The following is a 17,834-nucleotide window of genomic DNA, read 5'->3' on the forward strand; positions in this document are numbered from 1 at the left end:
CATGACTGAGAATTCCCCCCTCGAGGCCGCCCCCAAGGCAGGCCTGGACACCGCTACGCTGGACCTGCCGGGATGGCGCCACGTGTACTCCGGTAAGGTCCGGGACCTTTACGTTCCCGCGGACGAATCCCTCGTGGAACAGTTTGGCCAGGAGTGCGTCCTGGTGGTGGCGAGTGACCGCATCAGCGCTTACGACCACGTGCTTTCCAGCGAGATCCCGGACAAGGGCCGCATCCTCACCCAGCTGAGCCTCTGGTGGTTCGACCAGCTCGAGGTGGAGCACCACGTGCTCGCATCCACCGTGGCGGGCGGGGTTCCGGCAGCGGTCGAGGGCCGGGCCATGATCTGCAAGAAGCTGGATATGTTCCCGGTGGAATGCATCGCCCGGGGCTACCTCACCGGCTCCGGACTCGTGGAATACCAGCAGTCCCGGACCGTCTGCAGCATTCCGTTGCCGGAGGGCCTGGTGGACGGTTCCCGCCTGGACGAAGCCATCTTCACCCCGTCGGCCAAGGCGGAGGTCGGGGAACACGACGAAAACATCACCTATGGCGCCGTGGTGGCCCTGGTGGGCGAGGACGTTGCCGCCCGGCTGCGGGAGCTGACGCTGACGATCTATACCAAGGCCGAGGAAATCGCCCGCGGGCGCGGCATCATCCTGGCGGACACGAAGGTGGAGTTCGGCTTCGATGTGGCCACCGGTGTCATTACCCTGGGCGATGAGGTCCTAACCCCGGACTCCTCGCGGTTCTGGGACGCCGCCACGTACGAGCCGGGCAAGTCCCAGCCGTCCTATGACAAGCAATACGTCCGGGACTGGCTGACGTCCGCGGAGTCCGGCTGGGACCGTGCTTCGGATACACCGCCCCCGGCACTGCCGGAGGACGTGGTGAGCCGGACCCGCGGCCGCTACGTTGAGGCCTACGAAAAGCTCACCGGCGAAAAGTTCGTTTAGCTGGCCTCTGCCGCGGCCTTGGCGGCCGCGGCGCGCCGCTGGGCGAGCTTGATCTCCAGCACGGCGTCCATGGCCTGCTGGACACGGTCGGAAGCGCCGGCGGCGCTGAACTCCTGCTGGGCTTCTTCGAGGAGCACCAGGGCTTCGTCGGATTCCCCGGCGGCCTTGAGGGATTTGCCCAGCAGGAGTGAGACTTCGCCGGCCGTGTGGCGGGCGAGGGCCTTCCGCTCGGCGTGGATCTCGCGGAGCTTGTCCACTGCCGCAGGGATGTCGCCGGTGAGGTACAGCCAGCGCGCCCGGATGAACGCGACTTCCAGCTGGTCCGTCTTGTTTCCGCCCACGATGGACAGGGCCAGTTCGGCGCGCTCGATGGCGGAGAGGGTTTCGGGTTCCACGATGCCGGAAGAGAGCCTGACAGCCGCGGAGGCCTTGTTGAAGCGGGCCCACAGCTCGATGTCGTTGGCCGGGGAGAGCAGTTTGGCGGCACGTTCGTGGTACTTGATGCCCTCGGGGTAGTCATGCCGCATGAAGGCAACGTTGCCGATCACCCAGGCCACTTCGCCTGCGAGCTGGGAGATGGACTGGTCATCCATTTGGTCGTTCATGGCCTGGCAGTAGGTCCAGGCTTCGTCCAGCCGGCCGCTTTCGGCCAGGGCGCCGATCAGCGCACGCAGGGCCCCGATGATCAGCGTGGACCCCTTGGGCAGCTGCGAGCACAGTTCCACGGCCTTCTGGGCATGCTCGACGGCGGTGGCCAGCTGGCCCTGCCCGTGGCACACTGCGGCGAGCATCTGCCGGGCGCGGACTCCCAGGCCGGCGGACTCGGTGGCCATGGGGTGTTCCAGGAGGTGCAGCATGATGTTCTGGCATTCCTGCAGCTGGCCCTGCTTCATGAGGCATTCCGCCTGCATGTAGGTCATGTTCCACCATGCGCTGGTGTTCTTGCCCTCGAGCGCTATCTGGGCGGCGGTTGCGGCGTGGGCCGCCGCGAGCGGGTAGTCCCGGAGGTCCCAGGCCTGGCGGGCGTAGAGCCCGGCCAGCACGTACTCGGCGTCGCTGACCGAGATGGGCTGGCTCCAGGCTTCCAAGGCTTTGGGGGCCAGTTCGAGCCGGCGGGCTAACTCTTCGATAACATCGGCGGTAGGTTCACGCCGGCCTGTTTCCAAGAGGGAGATGTAGCTGGGAGAATAGAGGTCCTTTCCCAGTTCTGCTTGCGTCAACCCACGTTCGAGTCGTTCGGCGCGGAGCTTCTCCCCGAATCCGTTCCCCACGGGTTTCCTCCTTATTCCGGACAGTCTTTATACCAAATGCTTGACAGTCTCTGTGGAAAACATTTTACAATGTATGTCAACAAGGGCAGTGCTGACTTTGTAACGAATCCGACTCGTATTGAGGAAACCTAATGTTGAAGAAGATTGCAGCCGCCGCCGCACTGGCTGGCGCACTGGCATTTTCAGCCGCAGCCCCCGCAGTGTTGTCTGCAGGTCCTATCGGCAATTGGGCGGATCAGCTGGGAAGCACCATCGCTATCGGTAACTGGCCCGATCCCATGCAGGTTGCCCAGGCCATCGGCAACTGGCCGGACCCCATGGCTTTCCCGTCATACATCGGTAACTGGCCGGACCCGATGTAAAACGGTTGATGTACTTCCCGCAAGGGAACACAGGCTCCGGGACATGCGCGAACCATGTCCCGGAGCTATTTTTTTGGCCAAACGACGCAAGGGGAGTGTCATGAACCGCAGCGAAGCGAATGACTTGAAGCGTGCCTATGCCGCGTGGACCATAGCAGGGACCTCCCTGATCGTGGCCGCCGTAGCGGGGTCGGCAATAATCGCCGTGTTGGACGGAACGGCCGATGGCGGAACGCTGGCGTGGGGGATCGTAGGCATTGCGTCGCTGCTGGAGGCGCTGGTGCTCTTTGCCTACGGACTCCGGCTTCGGCACCGGTACGTGAACCAGGTCCGGACCTATGAGAGCCGCGGAGACTACCGGGAGGACGACGGCTCCGGGCGGCCACGGGTTCCACTATTGGGCGACGGCCAGGCCAGCCAACGATCCACGTTCGAGGGCCTCTGACTCACGGGGCGGCCCCTGTCAGGGTAGGAACAGCCGGTACAAAAGCAAGAGGGCCTTCCGAATGGAAGACCCTCTTACTTTTTGGTCGGGATGACAGGATTTGAACCTGCGACCTCGTCGTCCCGAACGACGCGCGCTACCAAGCTGCGCCACATCCCGATCCGTTGCTTCAAAAGCAACTTCACAAGAGTATCCGATTCCGGCCCCCATGTGAAATCGGCGCCCTGAAGCTACACAAGAGCTAGACCAGCGAGTCCTTCCACGCCCCGTGCAGCTCGGCGAACCGCCCGCCGCCGCCGATCAGTTCCTCCGGTGTGCCGTCCTCCACGACGCGTCCGTCATGGACCACCAGGACGCGGTCTGCGGTCTCCACGGTGGACAGCCGGTGTGCGATGATCAGGGCCGTCCGCCCGGCGTCGTGCCCTGCAACGCCCTCCAGGAGGCTCGCGAGCCCGCTTTGAACCAGGCGCTCCGAGGGGATGTCCAGCGAGGACGTGGCTTCGTCGAGGATGAGTACGGCCGGGCGGGCCAGGAACGCCCGGGCAAAGCTGATGAGCTGGCGCTGGCCGGCCGAGACGCGTCCGCCGCGCTTGTTGACGTCGGTGTCGAAGCCCTCGGGGAGTTCCATGATGAATTCGTGGGCGCCCACGGCCCGCGCGGCTTCCTCGATTTCCTCGCGGGATGCTTCCGGGCGGCCGAGGGCGATGTTGTCCGCCACGGAGCCGCTGAACAGGAAGGCCTCCTGGGTGACCATCACCACGTTCCTCCGCAGGTCCGGTGTGGCGAGGCTCCGCAGGTCCACGCCGTCCAGGGTCACGGAACCTTCGGACACGTCATAGAAGCGGGCGATCAGCTTCGCCAGCGTGGACTTGCCGGCGCCGGTCTGACCCACCAGGGCAACGATCTGTCCGGCGGGGATGTGCAGGTCCAGCTTCGGAATGATCAGGGGCCCGTCGCCGTACCGGAACTCCACGCCGTTGAAGTCGATGGTGCCGCGGGCGTCACGGAGCGCTACGGGGCTCTTCGGGGGCCGCACGGTGGGAACCTCCTCGAGCAGCCCGGAGACCTTCTCCAAGGCAGCCTGGGCGCTCTGGAACGAGTTGTAGAACATCGCCATCTGGTCCACCGGCTGGAAGAAGCGCTTGGTGGACAGGATCAGGGCCAGCAGGACACCCACGGCGAGGTCCCCGCCCAGCACCCGGAAACCGCCGAACAGCAGCACGACGGCAACGCAGACGTTCCCGATCAGCACCAGCCCGGGCTGGAAGACGCCGTTGAGGTTGATCGAACGGACGGTCACCCTGCGGTAGTCCTCGGAGAGTTCGCCGTAGCGCTCGGCGTTTTCGCGTTCCTTGCGGAAGGCCTTCACCGCGCGGATGCCGGTCATGGTCTCAACGAAGTGCACGATCAGGCGTGCGGAGACCACCCGGGATTCGCGGAAGGCAATCTGGGAGTGCTTCTGGTACCAGCGGGCCAGGAAGTACATGGGAACCCCTGCGGCCAGCACAATCAGGCCGCTGCGCCAGTCCAGTGCGAACACCGTGATGGCGGTGAACACCATGAAGAGCAGCCCCGAGGCCAGCGAGCTGACGCCGGAGTCCAGGAGTTCGCGGAGTGCTTCAAGGTCGGACGTCTGCCGGGCGATGATGCGCCCGGACGTGTACTTCTCGTGGAACTCGAGGCTGAGCCGCTGCGTGTGCCGGAAGACGCGGACGCGCAGGTCGAGCAGCATCGCCTGGCTCAACCTGGCCGTGGATGTCACGTACAGTGCAGTCAGGCCGGCAGTGGCGATTGCCGCGGCAAGGTAGGCGACGCCGGTGAGGACCAGCGGCATGTTGTCCCCGGCCCGGAGCGCCGGCAGTGCATGGTCGATGCCGAAGGCGATCAGTGCCGGGCCGGCCACCCGGGCGGCCTGCGAGAGGACCACCATGGTGATGGTCAGCCAGAACCGCAGCCGGACGGGACGGATCAGGGACCCCAGCAAGGCGAGCGACCGCCGTCGTACGGTTTTGCTTTCGCTCTTGCTCAGGCGGGTGTTGTCCTCGTTGGCGGTTCCGAAGGAAGCGGTGCTCATCGGGAAATCTCCTCGGACTCGTCCTCTAATTCTGAGAGGTCGGACAGTTCGGAATCCAGGTCCCGGGGCTCCGTTTCAAGGCTGGCGATCACGTAGCGGTAGTGCTCGTTATGAGCCAGCAGCTCGGTATGCGTCCCGACGGCGGCGATCCGCCCTTCCTCGAGCAGCGCCACCCGGTCCGCCAGTGCCACGGTGGACGGCCGGTGGGCGACGATCAGTGTGGTGGTGTCGGCAAGGACCTCGCGCAGCCGGGTTTCCACCAGTTCCTCGGTGTTGACGTCCAGTGCGGACAAAGGGTCGTCCAGCACCAGCACTTTGGGCTTCGCGGCGATGGCACGGGCCAGGGCGATGCGTTGCCGCTGGCCGCCGGACAGGCTGAGGCCTTCCTCGCCGATCAGCGTTTCCAGGCCGTCGGGGAGCGAGTAGACGAAGTGCGCCTGGGCCACGTCGAGGGCTTCCTCCAGCGCCGCCTGGCTCCGCTCCTTGGCCCCGAGCAGGACGTTGTCCCGGACGGAATTGGAGAACAGCGTGGTGTCCTCGAAGGCAACGCCAACCACGGTGCGCAGGTCCTCCACGGAGAACTCGCGCAGGTCCACGCCGTCGATGGTGATGGAGCCCGCGGTGACGTCGTAGAGGCGGGGGACCAGCTGGAGGAGCGCGCTTTTGCCGCTGCCGGTGATGCCCACAAGGGCCATGGTCTCGCCGGGGCGGATCTGCAGGCTGACGTTCTTGAGGATCGGCTTGTCCGGGGCGTCCTCAAAGGCGAACGTCGCGGCGTTGAAGCTGAGGGCTCCGTTGAGCTGCACAGGTTTGCGTGGCTGCTTCGGGCTGGTGATGGTGTTAGCCGCGTCCATGACCTCGAAATGCCGGTCGATGGCTGTTTTGGCGGTCAGCGCCATGGCCAGCAGCATGCCGCAGAATTCCACCGGTGCGGCGATGACGGCCGCCGTGGCGAAGAATGCCACCAGGGCGCCGATGCTGAGCTGTCCGTCCGCGGCCAGCATGATGCCCACCACCAGGCCCGCACCCAGCGCCAGTTCGGGCAGGAGGGTGACCACCATGCTGAACGTGGCAAGGTGTTTGGCTTTGGCGATCTCGGTCTGCCGAAGTTCCTCGGCCTGTTCGTTGAAGTTTTCCAGGGCCTCGCGGCTGCGGCCGAACGCCTTGAGCACGCGGATGCCGTGGACCGATTCCTCCACGGTGGTGGCGAGGTCGCCGGCCTGGTCCTGGCTGCGGCGGGCCACTTTGCTGAAGCGGGTCCGGAACCGGAATCCGTAGACCATGATGGGCACGGCCGCGGCCAGGAAGATCAGCGCCAGCTGCCAGCTCATGGAGAACATGACGACGACGCCGATCACCACCGTCAGCGTGGTCACCACCAGCATGATGGCACCGAACGCCATCCAGCGCCGCAGGAAGTTCAGGTCCGTCATGGCCCTGGAGAGCAGCTGCCCGGATCCCCAGCGGTCGTGGAAGGAGACCGTCAGGTCCTGGAGATGCCCGTAGAGCGACACCCGCATCCGGGTTTCCACGGTGGTTGCAGGGTTGATGACGAACTGGCGGCGGAGGGCAACCAGCCCTGCTTCGGCGACGCCCAGGCCCAGGATGATCAGGGACGCGGTCCACACAGCGTCGGTGGCTCCGCCCGGCCGCAGCGAGTCATTGACGAGCACCCGCAGGACCTGGGGGATGGCCAGCGCCACGATGCTAGCCAGGAGGGCGCACAGGAGTCCCATTATTAGCCGCGGGATGATCGGCTTTACATGGGGGTAGAGTCGGCTGATTGACGTGAAGAATGGAGTCTGCTGCTTGGCCATGCCCGCTTCTTAAAGCTCAACTGCGAATGTAGTTTCCTTTAGCAACTACCCTATGCCATGGAGTGACGCCGTTCATAGGATTCCGCACGCCGCGGGAATCTTGCCCAGTCATTGCGGTTCGTAATGGACCGGCTGCTTAGCGCTCCGTCAAGGTCAGCAGGACGGCCTCCGGCCGGCAGGCGATGCGCACCGGTGCGAAGCGTGAGGTGCCGATCCCGCCCGACACATTCACCGGCGTCGTGCGTCCGTTGCTTTGCCAGTCGTTGAGGCCCTTAGCCCGCCACGTGGGGATATCGCAGTTGGCCACCAGGGCGCCGTAGCCGGGCAGGCAGATCTGGCCGCCGTGGGTGTGGCCGGCGAGCAGGAGGTCCGCGCCGTCCTCGGTGAAGTGGTCCAGCACGCGCTGGTAGGGGGCGTGGATGACCGCCACCCGGAGATGGGGAGTGCTGTCCTGGCCCTTGGTCCCTCGCGGCCAGCCGGCGTAGCGCTCCAGTTTTAAGTGGGGATCGTCGACGCCGGAGAAGTCAAAGCGCAGGCCTTTGAGGACCACGGACTGGTTGCGGTTGGTCAGGTCCACCCAGCCGGACATCCCGAAGTAGGAGCGCAGCCGGGGCCAGTCGAGCTCCACGGGCTTCTCATGTGCCTTCGAAGGCCCCATGAAGTACGACGCCGGATTCTTGAGTTTGGGTGCGAAGTAGTCGTTGGAGCCAGGCACAAAAACGCCCGGATATTCCATGAGCGGCGTCAGCGCTTTCAGCAGCGGATCGATCGCCTTGACGTGGCTGAGGTTGTCTCCGGTGTTCACCACCAGGTCCGGCTCCAGGTCAGCCAGCGAGGCCAGCCACTGTGCCTTCCGGTTCTGTCCCGGGACGAAGTGGATATCGCTCAGGTGGAGGACCCGGAACGGACCGAACCCCGGGGGAAGGATGGGCAGCGTTTCCTCACGAAGGACGAACTGGTTCTTCTCCCACAGGCCGTATCCGGCCGCGGCCAGGCCGGCTGCAGCACCGGCAGCTGCCGTGACGGCAAAGCCGCGTCCGATGCTCCGGGCGCGGCTTGCCAGCGACGTTGCGTCCACCATCGGGGCCCTTACCCGTTGCCCTTGCCGTTGTCCTTGGTGGGCTCCGGGGCTGCAGTGGTGGGCGCGGGTGCAGGCGCCGTGCTCTGCGTCGTCGGGGTGGTCTGCCGCGTGGGCGTCCCGCTGATCATGTTGGACGGCGGTGCCGTGAACGGGTTGGTGCCGTACGCCGGCGCCACCTGTGTCATGAAGTTGGAGAACATCGGACCGGCGATCATGTAGCCGTCGATGCCCTTGTAGAACTTGCCGTTGACGGTGACGTTCTGGCCTGCGCGCTGCTGCGACCCGAGCGCGTCGCCGAACCACGATGCGGTGGCCAGACCGGTGGTGTGGCCCACCACCCAGGTGGACCCGTTGTTGTTGGAGGTACCGGTCTTGGCAGCGATCGGGAAGCTGGTCCTGGTGGAGATCCGGGGCTGGATGAGCGAGCCGGAACCCCGGTTGAGGACCTCCTGCAGGGCATAGTTCACGCCACGGGCGACTTCCGGCTTGAGTGCATCGCGGCAGTTCGTGGACTGGGCCGGCAGCTGTGCGCCGGTCTGGTCGGTCACCGACGTGATGGCGATCGGGGCGCAGTATTTGCCGTCGTTCGCGAAGGTAGCGAAAGCGCTGGCCATGGACAGCGGCGACGTCTGCCTGGAGCCGAGGAGGTTACCCAGCGTCGTCATGGTGATGGGCGGCTGGGCGTTGACCATCTTTCCCGTGTCGTCCCTCTGGGGAAGGCCTTCGTGGAGGCCTACTGCGTCTACGACCTTCTGGATTCCACACAGATCCACCTTGGCCGCGGTGGCAAACGTCATGGTGTTGATGGAGTTGGCGAGACCGTCGAGAACCGTCATCGAACGGTAGTAGCCTTCCTCGGCGTTCTGCAGGTCCTTGGATTCGCCGTTGGTGCTGTCGTACCAGCCGACGGTCGGGGTCTGGCACGTGTTCTTCCACGGGAAGTTCTGCGGATAGCGGCGCACCGCGCCGTTCAGGACCGCGTTCATCGAATTGCCCTCGTTGAGCCACTGGGCAAACGTGAAGGGCTTCATGGTTGAACCGGGTTGCGCACCGCCGAGGCCGTTGAGGTCGTTGCCGTTGGCATCGTACTGGTCGACGTTGAAGTTGAGCTGGCTGTCGAACTTGCCGTCACCGGCGAACCACACGGTGTTCTGGGCCATGTTGATGATCTTGCCGGTGTTCGGCTGGACCGACACCAACGCAGCGCCCCACTTGTCCGGGTTGGCGCCCGCGGACGCGTCCACCTGGGCCTGCGCCGCGTTCTGGGCGTTGGGGTCAAGGGTGGTGGTGATGGTCAGGCCGCCACGGAAGACCTTGCGCTCACGCTCGGTGGCGTCCGCGCCGTAGGCGGGATCGTTCAGCAGGAGGTGCAGGACGTAGTCGCAGAAGTACGGGGCCGTGGAAGCGTAGGCGCAACCCTGGCGGGCAGGGGTGACCTTGGTTTCCACCGGGGTGGCCACGGCGGCCTCGTAGTCCGCCTGCTGGATCTTGCCCTGGGTGTACATGGCATTCAGCACCTGGTCGCGGCGGTTCTTCGCGTTGTCAGGGTTGTTGATGGGGTCGTAGAACGACGGGCTGTTCACCAGTCCGGCAAGCAACGCGGCCTGGGGGAGTGTCAGGTCCTTGGCGGAGCTGCTGAAGAAGAACTTGGACGCGGCTTCGATGCCGTAGGCGTCCCGGTTGAAGAACACGATATTGAGGTAGCCCTCGAGGATCTGCTCTTTGGTGAACTTCTTCTCCAAGGCGATGGCCAGCTTCATCTCGCGGAGTTTGTCGCCCACGCCCTTGTTGACGCCGTTGAGCTTGATGTCCTCGGTGTTGCCTTCAGCCTCGAGCGAGGCGTTGATGACGTTGTTCACGTACTGCTGCGTGATGGTGGAGGCGCCCTGCTTGTTACCGCGGGCTGTACTGACCAGCGCGCGCATGATGCCGGTGGTGTCCACGCCGCCGTGCTCATAGAAGCGGCTGTCCTCGATGGCGATCACTGCGTCCTTGATGAATGGCGACATCTGGTCCAGTGAAACGCGGGTGCGGTTTTCGGCATAGAGGTTGGCGATCAGGCTGCCGTCAGCTGCAAGGATCTTGGTGGACTGGCTGGGCGGGTCCACCTGCAGCTCCGCCGGGAGAGTGTCGAAGAATTCGATGGATCCGCTGGCCGTGCTGCCGGAAACAGCGGCCGCCGGGACCAGCAGGCCCGCCACCAGGACACCACAAATAGCGCTCACGCCAAGGAAGGCAAGGATCTTTCCGAGGGTGGTGGCCGTGTCGAATAAAGGGTTCTTACCAGTCGCCATGTTTTCCACTTTACCGGCAAGGACTAGTCTTTAGCTCATGACCAAATGGGAGTACGCCACGATTCCGCTCATTATTCACGCCACGAAGCAGATTCTGGACCAGTGGGGAGAGGACGGCTGGGAGCTCGTCCAGGTAGTTCCCGGTCCCGACGGCAACGGCCTCGTTGCCTACCTTAAGAGGGAGAAGCAGTAGTTATGACAACCCCTACAGGTACGGCGCCGGAAACCCCGGCCCACGCCCAGAATCCGGCCTCCGGGGCGGCAAGCGGAGCCCCGGTTTCCGCCGTCGAACAGCGGCTGGCGGAGCTGGGACTGGCCCTTCCGGACGTTGCGGCCCCGGTGGCCGCCTACGTTCCGGCCGTCATCTCCGGCAACCATGTTTACACCTCCGGGCAGCTGCCCTTTATTAACGGCAAACTCGAAGCTACGGGCAAGGTGTCCACGGGCACCGAAGGCTTTGCGGACGAACCCACCGTGTCTCCCGAAGACGCAAAGCGCTTCGCCGCGGTCTGCGCCGTCAACGCACTGGCAGCGGTCAAAAGCGTGATCGGCGACCTCGACCGCATCACCAGGATCGTCAAGGTTGTTGGCTTCGTCTCCTCCGATCCGTCCTTCACCGGCCAGCCGGGAGTCATCAACGGCGCGTCGGAACTCCTGGGCAAGGTCCTCGGCGACGCCGGCCAGCACGCACGGTCCGCCGTCGGTGTGTCGGTCCTGCCGCTGGACTCGCCGGTGGAAGTCGAACTGATCGCCGAATTCAGCTAAAGGCCGGTCACTTCCCTTGCCCCAGTTAGCCCGTCGCCTGTTTGTGCTGCCTCCCGAACTCGAGGGGGCAGCACAAAGCTGGCTCGAACACGGCGAGCGGACACCGCGTGCCGCCCGTCCCGCGTCCTCCGTGGTCCTGCTCCGTGACGCTCCCACCGGACTTGAAACCTGGCTGGGCTACCGTCCGGGTTCCTCCCCGCTCGGCGTCCTCGCTTTTCCGGGTGGTTCCCTGGAGTCGTCCGACGAAGACGCCGTCGGCTGGCTCGGCCCCACACCGCAGCATTGGGCGCACCAGATGGGAACGTCCGACGTCGGGCTGGCGCGCCGCCACGTGGTGGGTGCCATCCGCGAACTCTTTGAAGAAACCGGTGTGCTCCTCGCCGGTCCGGATCTGTCCACTACGGTGGAAGCCACCTCCACACCCGAATGGATGCGCGCCAGGATCGCCGTTGCCGAACAGGAGAAATCCTTCACCGATGTCCTCGCCAAGCGCGGACTGTCCATCCGCACGGACCTGTTGAAACCGCTGGTCAACTGGCTGAGCCCTGACTTTGCGCACCGCCGTTTCAACACCCGGTACTTCGCCGCCACTGTGCCGGTGAACCAGCAGCCCACATTGCTGCAAAGCAAAGGTGTGTGGGGCCGCTGGGTCTGTGCCAGCAAGGTGATCGCCGAACGTGACACCACAGCGTTGGGCGACGAAGTGGGCCAGGAAAACACCGTGGGACTCACGCTTGGCCAGCTGCTGGTGCCCGGCTCCGAGATCATGCTCGAAAAGATGGCGGCCGCCAACGGGTGCATTGCCTACCTCAGCTACAAGCGCAAGGCCCACGTCTACCAGCCGAAGCTGGTTGAAGAAGACGGAAAGCTGATGCTTGAAGTCGAGGCCGCCAAGACCGTCGCCGGAGAACCCCAGCGCGAGCGCTAACGACACACAAACATCCTGGCGACACAGAAAATGCCTGGCGACACCGGAATCCGGGTGTCGCCAGGCATTTTCTGTGTCGCGGGATCGCGGATAAACCTAGCGGGAGCGCTGGCGGAGGCGCTGCATGTCCAGGATCACGACGGCGCGGGCTTCGAGCCGGAGCCAGCCGCGCTGCACGAACTCGGCCAGGGCCTTGTTCACGGTTTCGCGGGAGGCACCCACCAGCTGGGCCAGCTCTTCCTGCGTGAGCTCGTGGGCCACCAGGACGCCGTCGGTTGCCGGGCGGCCGAAGCGGTCGGCCAGGTCCAGCAGTGCCTTGGCCACGCGGCCCGGAACGTCGGAGAACACGAGGTCGGACAGGGAGTCGTTGGTGCGGCGCAGGCGGCGGGCCAGGGCCTGCAGGAGCTGGGCCGAGACCTCCGGGCGGGTGCGCAGCAGGGCGTTGAGGCTTTCGTTCTTCAGGCCGGCCAGGCGGGTCTCCGAAACGGCGGTCGCGGTGGCAGTGCGGGGGCTTGGATCGAAAAGCGCCATTTCGCCGAAGAGTTCGCCCGGGCCGAGGATGGCCAGCAGGGACTCGCGGCCATCGGGGGACGTGCGGCCCAGCTTAACCTTGCCGGAGACGATGAAGTACAGCTGATCACCCTGGTCGCCTTCGCGGAAGACCGAGGCTCCGCGCGACAGGTCCACCTCCGTGAGCTCGTCCGTGAGTAGACGGAATGCCTCGTCGTCGAGCGTGGCGAATAGGGGTGCGCGGCGCAATACCTCGATGTCCATGAAATCTCCTGAGTAAATGTGTCGGCTGGGGCGCTTCAGCCATTGTTTCAGAATTTTCAAGGTTCTGTGACGTACTTGGCACCCGAAACGCCTGAAACGGGGCCTTTGAGCCCGTTGCGGGGCCCTGTGGGGGAAATATTGCGACGGCGCTGCTCCGGTTTGCGCAGCATTTTGCCGGTTATTCGGGGCGACCGCACGTCACGGCAAACTGTCAGGGTCCGCACTTAGAATTGGGACTTACCTGTTTCTGTGAGGAGCCCCTGTGTTCGGCTTGACCATCCTGGACCTGGCCTTGATCCTGACGCTGCTGTCCTATTTGATCTACGGCCTGCGCAACGGCTTCCTGGTGACCCTCGGCGGCATAGCCGGGTTCATTGTCGGCGCCGTGGCCGCATTTGTTTCCGTACCCATCGTCAGCGACCTCGTGGAGGACAGCGGCTGGCGGCTGACCGCGATCGTGGGCGCCGCCGTCGTGCTCATTGTCCTGGGCCATGCGCTGGGAACCATGATCGGCCGCAAAATCCGCAGTGCGGTGCGGATCCAGCCGCTGCGGGCCATGGACCGCGTGGTGGGCGGCGCAGTCAACGTGGTGGTGTCGGCGCTGGTCATGTCCATGCTCGCCTTCAGCATCAGCGCGCTGGGCGTCCCGTTCGTTTCCCAGCAGCTGGCGGAGTCCAAAGTCATCCGCTTCATCGACGGCCTCACGCCCGTGCCGGTGAAAACTGCCGTGGCGCAGCTGCGCTCCACCGTGATCGGGGATGGCATACCCACCCTCATCGAGGGGCTCGGGCAGGGCCAGCAAGTGGCCATTCCCAACGCCAGCACGGACACGCCGGCCCTGAACCGCGCGGCGGAATCGGTCTTGAAAATTGCGGGCACCGCGTACCAGTGCGGCCAGAACCAGACCGGAAGCGGCTTTGTGGTGTCGCCCGGACGCGTTGTGACGAACGCCCATGTGGTGGCGGGCGTGTCGCAGCCGGTGGTGGAGATTCCCGGCGGCGGAGCCATGCCCGGCCGGGTGGTCTACTTCGACGGCCAGCATGACCTTGCCGTCCTGGCCGTGGACGGACTGCCGTCGTCACCGCTCCCGCTGAGTGCGGACCTGCCCGCCGGAAGCGCGGCCGCTTTCGCCGGCTACCCGCACGGCGGTCCGTTCCAGTCCAAACCGGCAACAGTGCAGGATATCGCCTCCGTCCTGGTTCCGGATATTTATGGCGGGAATCCGGCACCCGAAGACGTCTACCGGCTCGCCGGCGACGTCCAGCCGGGCAACTCCGGCGGGCCGCTCCTGACCACCGAGGGCCAGGTTGCCGGTGTGATCTTCGCCAAGGCAACATCGGACTCCGACATGGGCTTCGCCATCACCATGGACGACCTCGGTCCGGTCGCCGCCCAGGCGCCGGGACTCAGCAGCCCCGTTTCATCCGGGCAGTGCATCCAGAAGTAGCTGCAGGGCAGCCGACGGGGCGGCCCCGGATGTCCCCGGCCACCTAGAGCCATTCCAGGCTTTGGCCGTGCGGTCCGGCGATGGCCATGGGGACACCGTCCTGGAGCAGGAGGAACCGGCCCCGCAGCCGGGCGTCATCCATTTCCGGCACCACCACGGAGCCGTCCGCCTGGGCAAGCACCGTGTGGCCCTCGTTGGACAGCCAATGGCAGCCGCGCTCGGCCGCAAGGGTGCCGATCGTGGCCCGGAAGGCTTCCCGCTGCCCGGAGTTCAAGTACGCCATCACCGCGCTGTGGAACACTACAAGGGTTGCGTCCGGCGGGGCCTGGTCCGCCAGCGGGACCAGCTGCTCGTTGAGGTCTCCGGCCACCAGCAGCGGCGGCTCCTGCCGTGCGATGGCGATGGCCCGGCGCAGCCTCTCGCGGCGGAATTCCTGCTCCGGCCAGATGAGCGCTTCCAGCCACGCGACGTCGTCGGAGTTGTTGATGTCCAGGGGGTTCAGGTCTATCCCGGCCCGCCACACCACGCGGGGGAGCTCGGCGGGAAGCGGGACGGACCCTTCCACCGTGCATCGGAGAACGGGAGGTCCATCCGCCGGGGACCCGGCCACGTCCGGTTGCGGGAGCAGCCGCGTGACTGATGCGCCGTCGTCGTACTCATAGGCGTACTTGTCCGGGAACAGGGCCAGGCCGGCAGAGGCGCCCACTTCGATCAGGGCCAGGGGACGGCCGGTTGAAGCGGCGATGGCGGCGAGGGACGGCAGCAGCGTGGCGCACCTGCCTGTCTCGTTGGTCTGGGTGGCGCGGGCCAGCACAATCCGGGAGACGTCGTCCCAGCGGGCCAGGAGGAACTCCCGGAACTCGGGGTACGGGGTGATGCCCGCCCCAAGGAAGCGCGCGGCGGCCAGAATCAGCAGGGGCTGGCGTTTGATATGCGGCCACTGCCCAATGCGGCGGATAAGTTCAGGATCGTCGGCGATTCCCAGGGACCACTCCGCGTAGCACGGCGAGGAAGCCGGCGCATCGACAAGGCCGAAGTTCCGGTACCAGTCCGCCGTGCCCGCCGGTCTCGTGCCCGCCCCCATGCCGGCCCTGCCCATGATTAGGCCCTGCCCATGATTAGGCCTTGCCGGCGTTCAGCTCCGCGAGGTACTCGACCGCGAACCGGTAGCCCATTACTCCCGCGCCGGCGATCACGGCCTTGCTGATGTCCGAAAGGTAGGAGTGGTGCCGGAATTCCTCGCGGGCATGGACGTTGGTGATGTGGACCTCGACGGCGGGAACCTGCACCGCGGAGATGGCATCGCGGATGGCCACAGACGTGTGGGTGTAAGCACCGGCGTTGAGCACGATGCCCACCGCCTTGCCGCGCGCGGCGTGGATGGCGTCCACCAGTGCGCCCTCGTGGTTCGACTGGAAGCATTCGACGTCCAGGCCGTACCCGGAAGCAGTATCCTTGGCGAGCTGTTCGACGTCGGCCAGCGTGGCCGTGCCGTACTTCTCCGGTTCCCGCGTTCCCAGCAGGTTCAGGTTGGGGCCGTTCAGGACCAGGATGGTGCCGCGGCCGGCTTCGGTGGCGGGGGAGGCTTCAGTCATGGGAGCCAATCTATCGCTTAGCGGGCAGCGTTCGCGGTTTTTTACGGCGGGCTGACGGGCTGACGGGTGATACGGGCGATGCGCCGAAGGGCCGCCGCGCAGACGGGAAGGTACGCCGGCGCCCACCACGGAACGGTGAACGTGACCCGGCAGCCGTCGTCCTCCGGAACCACACGGTGCCCGGTGGCGCGGATGCCGGCCACTGACCAGGACCAGGAGCGGCCCTCACGGAATTCCGTCACCGTGAACGGCAGGGTGGCGCCGGCTGCCGTTCGAACGCGTCCGGTGCTGCCGGCGGTGAAGCCGGCGGAATCCAGTTCCGCGCCCCGCACGGAGGGCCCCCACTCCGGCCAGCGTCCGACGTCGGTGAGCAGCCCCCACACGGCCCCGGCGGGCGCCTCGATATGCCGTGAGACGGCGAACCGCACGCGGCTACCCGAAGTCCGGGCGCAGGACGGCCTGTGCTGCGCGGTGGCCGCTTTCGAGGGCACCCTGGATGGACGCGGTGGAGCGGTGGTCGCCGCAAACGAAGACACCCGGTGAGATTTCCGCCGGCCCCGGGGGCCGGAGCGGTGGCGGCTGGGCGGGCAAGGCGTCCGGAACTTCGTGCCTGGCCACCAGTTCCCAACCGGAGGCATCCGCCCCGAAGATTTCGGCTGCGTGCCGGCGGACCTCATCATCGCCGGGCACAGGCCGCCCCGGTCCGAGCAGTGCCGACGCCTGCACGAGGTGGCGCCCGGCGGGGGCGTAGGCAGGGGCTGCGTTCGAAACGACGGCGGTATTGACCAAGGGGCCGCCGGGCCGCTTCCGGGCGTCAACGCAGAGCAGATTGAGCCGGGATGGAGGCTCACTCGCCGCGAACCAGTGCGTCAGCACGCCCTTCATGGCGGACACACCGCTTCCCGTTGCGCCGCCGCCATGGTTTCCGAATGCCAGGGTTTCGGCGCTGGCCGGGTCCGTGGCCACCACCACCTGTTCGGCCCGGAGCTCGCCGGCGGAGGCGCGGACCAGCATGGAGCCGGCCTCCCGCGCAACGGACTCCACCCGGGTCCCGGTACGGACCGGCGCTGCGAGGGACGCCGCCAGCTGCCGCGGCAGCGCCTGCATGCCCAGGCGCGGCAGTCCGGGCACTCCCAGTGCGAAGGTGCGCAGCAGGAGCAGCGCGAAGTCATTGGAGGTGCTGCCATCGTCCTCCAAAAGCACCCCGGCGAAGAACTGTTCCACCACCCGGCGGAGTTCTCCCGCCAGCCCGGCGTCGTCCAGCGCGTGCCGCAGAGTGACGTCGCGCCCGGGCCGCCGGCCGGGGCGACGCCCGTCGTCGTCACGCCCCCAGGACCGGACGACGGCCGGAGCCGCCCAGCGCAGGAGGGCCGCTGCATCGTGCGGCGTCGCGATGCCGCTGCCCACGGTCCCGGCAATCAGCCGCGGTTCGCGCAGGGGGTGGGCAAGTACGGCGAGCCCTTCGTCACGCCGGACCCCGAGGCCGGCGCCGAAGCGCTGCAGGTCAAGTGCACCGACGTCCACCCAGCGGCGAACAGCCGGGTAGGCGGGATTCAGCACCTGGAATCCGCGGTCCACCAGGAAACCGTCCACCTGCTCCGTCCGGATCCGGCCCCCGATGTCGTCGGCTGCCTCCCACACCTGCACGTCACGTCCGGCGGCCTGCAGCTCGCGGGCGCATTGAAGCCCCGCGAGCCCGGCACCGACCACCAGAACTTCACACGAATCGGTCATGGTTCATCTTGGCACGCCCGCGCGGAGCGTTGCCGGGAGGCGGGCGCGTGCGGCCGGTCCACGCCTCCCTGTTGCCTCATGTGAAAAGGTCCGGTTCAGTGAGGGGTTGAACCAGGTGTTGATCTTGTAGTCCCGGGGTGCGGCTTTGGCTTGGGTCAGGGTCTCGAGCTGACCGGTCAGGGCCAGGATCTGCCGCGACAAGGTTGCGGGTTTGAGGCGTTTGAACTGGGCGTTCATGGCAATCACGGGACGTTTACGGATGCCCGGGTCCCTGCCTGCGCGCTGATGCGGG

17 protein-coding genes, 1 tRNA gene and 1 pseudogene are annotated in these 17,834 nt (G+C 66.1%); 7 read left to right on the forward strand and 12 right to left on the reverse strand.

Annotated features, from left to right (window positions below; all coding sequences use genetic code 11):
* Window position 1 precedes the first annotated feature (1 nt).
* A complete protein-coding gene (locus tag RW112_RS20185) occupies window positions 2–955 on the forward strand; it encodes a phosphoribosylaminoimidazolesuccinocarboxamide synthase (RefSeq protein ID WP_317783465.1) in 954 nt (317 codons plus the stop codon).
* Here the strand turns inward: RW112_RS20185 and RW112_RS20190 are convergent.
* Window positions 952–2,226, reverse strand: coding sequence for a helix-turn-helix domain-containing protein (locus tag RW112_RS20190; RefSeq protein WP_305942201.1), 1,275 nt, complete (start codon window positions 2,224–2,226; stop codon window positions 952–954). The two genes, RW112_RS20185 and RW112_RS20190, sit on opposite strands and share 4 nt — an antisense overlap.
* A gap of 131 nt (window positions 2,227–2,357) precedes the next feature.
* On the opposite strand from RW112_RS20190, the gene RW112_RS20195 reads away from it, so the two are divergent.
* Both RW112_RS20195 and RW112_RS20200 read left to right on the forward strand, forming a co-directional pair.
* Complete coding sequence (locus tag RW112_RS20195) at window positions 2,358–2,588, forward strand: hypothetical protein (protein WP_317783466.1); 231 nt, start codon at window positions 2,358–2,360, stop codon at window positions 2,586–2,588.
* 100 nt (window positions 2,589–2,688) lie between these two features.
* Entirely contained in the window at window positions 2,689–3,033 is a 345-nt protein-coding gene (locus tag RW112_RS20200) for a hypothetical protein (protein ID WP_317783467.1), read from the forward strand.
* An 82-nt stretch (window positions 3,034–3,115) separates the two neighbouring features.
* On the opposite strand, the gene RW112_RS20205 is transcribed toward RW112_RS20200, so the two are convergent.
* The 5 genes from RW112_RS20205 to RW112_RS20225 form a co-directional block, all read right to left on the reverse strand.
* A tRNA-Pro gene (locus tag RW112_RS20205) sits at window positions 3,116–3,192 on the reverse strand.
* 82 nt (window positions 3,193–3,274) lie between these two features.
* Window positions 3,275–5,107 (reverse strand): ABC transporter ATP-binding protein, encoded by a 1,833-nt coding sequence (locus tag RW112_RS20210; RefSeq protein WP_317783468.1) that lies wholly within the window; start codon window positions 5,105–5,107, stop codon window positions 3,275–3,277.
* Entirely contained in the window at window positions 5,104–6,924 is a 1,821-nt protein-coding gene (locus tag RW112_RS20215; protein ID WP_317783469.1) for an ABC transporter ATP-binding protein, read from the reverse strand. Before RW112_RS20215 ends, RW112_RS20210 begins: the two co-directional genes overlap by 4 nt.
* A gap of 136 nt (window positions 6,925–7,060) precedes the next feature.
* Window positions 7,061–8,005, reverse strand: a complete 945-nt coding sequence (locus RW112_RS20220; protein WP_317783470.1) for a metallophosphoesterase — start codon at window positions 8,003–8,005, stop codon at window positions 7,061–7,063.
* An 8-nt stretch (window positions 8,006–8,013) separates the two neighbouring features.
* The gene (locus RW112_RS20225) at window positions 8,014–10,299 is read right to left on the reverse strand and encodes a transglycosylase domain-containing protein (RefSeq protein ID WP_317783471.1); all 2,286 of its coding nucleotides are present in this window, start codon (window positions 10,297–10,299) and stop codon (window positions 8,014–8,016) included.
* Window positions 10,300–10,336: 37 nt separating this feature from the next.
* Here RW112_RS20225 and RW112_RS20230 point away from each other — a divergent pair, with 37 nt between their 5' ends.
* Genes RW112_RS20230 through RW112_RS20240 form a run of 3 tightly spaced genes read left to right on the forward strand, consistent with a single transcriptional unit; the run spans window position 10,337 to window position 11,992 of the window.
* Complete coding sequence (locus RW112_RS20230) at window positions 10,337–10,492, forward strand: DUF4177 domain-containing protein (RefSeq protein ID WP_009359196.1); 156 nt, start codon at window positions 10,337–10,339, stop codon at window positions 10,490–10,492.
* A gap of 2 nt (window positions 10,493–10,494) precedes the next feature.
* Window positions 10,495–11,064, forward strand: coding sequence for a RidA family protein (locus RW112_RS20235; RefSeq protein ID WP_317783472.1), 570 nt, complete (start codon window positions 10,495–10,497; stop codon window positions 11,062–11,064).
* A gap of 16 nt (window positions 11,065–11,080) precedes the next feature.
* Window positions 11,081–11,992, forward strand: a complete 912-nt coding sequence (locus RW112_RS20240) for an NUDIX hydrolase (RefSeq protein ID WP_317783473.1) — start codon at window positions 11,081–11,083, stop codon at window positions 11,990–11,992.
* Window positions 11,993–12,088: 96 nt separating this feature from the next.
* On the opposite strand, the gene RW112_RS20245 is transcribed toward RW112_RS20240, so the two are convergent.
* Window positions 12,089–12,766 (reverse strand): Crp/Fnr family transcriptional regulator, encoded by a 678-nt coding sequence (locus RW112_RS20245; RefSeq protein ID WP_011693220.1) that lies wholly within the window; start codon window positions 12,764–12,766, stop codon window positions 12,089–12,091.
* A 262-nt stretch (window positions 12,767–13,028) separates the two neighbouring features.
* On the opposite strand from RW112_RS20245, the gene RW112_RS20250 reads away from it, so the two are divergent.
* Entirely contained in the window at window positions 13,029–14,213 is a 1,185-nt protein-coding gene (locus RW112_RS20250) for a MarP family serine protease (protein WP_317783474.1), read from the forward strand.
* A 43-nt stretch (window positions 14,214–14,256) separates the two neighbouring features.
* Here the strand turns inward: RW112_RS20250 and RW112_RS20255 are convergent, their stop codons facing one another.
* The 5 genes and pseudogenes from RW112_RS20255 to RW112_RS20275 form a co-directional block, all read right to left on the reverse strand.
* Entirely contained in the window at window positions 14,257–15,312 is a 1,056-nt protein-coding gene (locus RW112_RS20255; protein WP_317783476.1) for a DUF2332 domain-containing protein, read from the reverse strand.
* Window positions 15,313–15,331: 19 nt separating this feature from the next.
* On the reverse strand, window positions 15,332–15,808 hold the full coding sequence (gene aroQ / locus RW112_RS20260) for a type II 3-dehydroquinate dehydratase (RefSeq protein WP_317783477.1): 477 nt from the start codon (window positions 15,806–15,808) through the stop codon (window positions 15,332–15,334).
* A gap of 41 nt (window positions 15,809–15,849) precedes the next feature.
* Entirely contained in the window at window positions 15,850–16,236 is a 387-nt protein-coding gene (locus tag RW112_RS20265) for an SRPBCC family protein (protein ID WP_317783478.1), read from the reverse strand.
* A 4-nt stretch (window positions 16,237–16,240) separates the two neighbouring features.
* Window positions 16,241–17,542, reverse strand: coding sequence for an NAD(P)/FAD-dependent oxidoreductase (locus tag RW112_RS20270; RefSeq protein ID WP_317783479.1), 1,302 nt, complete (start codon window positions 17,540–17,542; stop codon window positions 16,241–16,243).
* 3 nt (window positions 17,543–17,545) lie between these two features.
* Window positions 17,546–17,834 (reverse strand): annotated as a pseudogene (locus tag RW112_RS20275) (hypothetical protein); the annotation flags it as partial.

Source organism: Arthrobacter sp. B10-11 (assembly GCF_033142195.1).
GTDB classification, from domain to species: domain Bacteria; phylum Actinomycetota; class Actinomycetes; order Actinomycetales; family Micrococcaceae; genus Arthrobacter; species Arthrobacter oryzae_C.

Coding starts and splice junctions, on each gene's coding strand:
- RW112_RS20185 (WP_317783465.1), top strand. CDS start 2: ATGACTGAGAATTCCCCCCTCGAGGCCGCCCCCAAGGCAGGCCTGGAC.
- RW112_RS20195 (WP_317783466.1), top strand. CDS start 2,358: ATGTTGAAGAAGATTGCAGCCGCCGCCGCACTGGCTGGCGCACTGGCA.
- RW112_RS20200 (WP_317783467.1), top strand. CDS start 2,689: ATGAACCGCAGCGAAGCGAATGACTTGAAGCGTGCCTATGCCGCGTGG.
- RW112_RS20210 (WP_317783468.1), bottom strand. CDS start 5,107: ATGAGCACCGCTTCCTTCGGAACCGCCAACGAGGACAACACCCGCCTG.
- RW112_RS20215 (WP_317783469.1), bottom strand. CDS start 6,924: ATGGCCAAGCAGCAGACTCCATTCTTCACGTCAATCAGCCGACTCTAC.
- RW112_RS20220 (WP_317783470.1), bottom strand. CDS start 8,005: ATGGTGGACGCAACGTCGCTGGCAAGCCGCGCCCGGAGCATCGGACGC.
- RW112_RS20225 (WP_317783471.1), bottom strand. CDS start 10,299: ATGGCGACTGGTAAGAACCCTTTATTCGACACGGCCACCACCCTCGGA.
- RW112_RS20230 (WP_009359196.1), top strand. CDS start 10,337: ATGACCAAATGGGAGTACGCCACGATTCCGCTCATTATTCACGCCACG.
- RW112_RS20235 (WP_317783472.1), top strand. CDS start 10,495: ATGACAACCCCTACAGGTACGGCGCCGGAAACCCCGGCCCACGCCCAG.
- RW112_RS20245 (WP_011693220.1), bottom strand. CDS start 12,766: ATGGACATCGAGGTATTGCGCCGCGCACCCCTATTCGCCACGCTCGAC.
- RW112_RS20255 (WP_317783476.1), bottom strand. CDS start 15,312: ATGGGCAGGGCCGGCATGGGGGCGGGCACGAGACCGGCGGGCACGGCG.
- aroQ (WP_317783477.1), bottom strand. CDS start 15,808: ATGACTGAAGCCTCCCCCGCCACCGAAGCCGGCCGCGGCACCATCCTG.
- RW112_RS20270 (WP_317783479.1), bottom strand. CDS start 17,542: ATGACCGATTCGTGTGAAGTTCTGGTGGTCGGTGCCGGGCTCGCGGGG.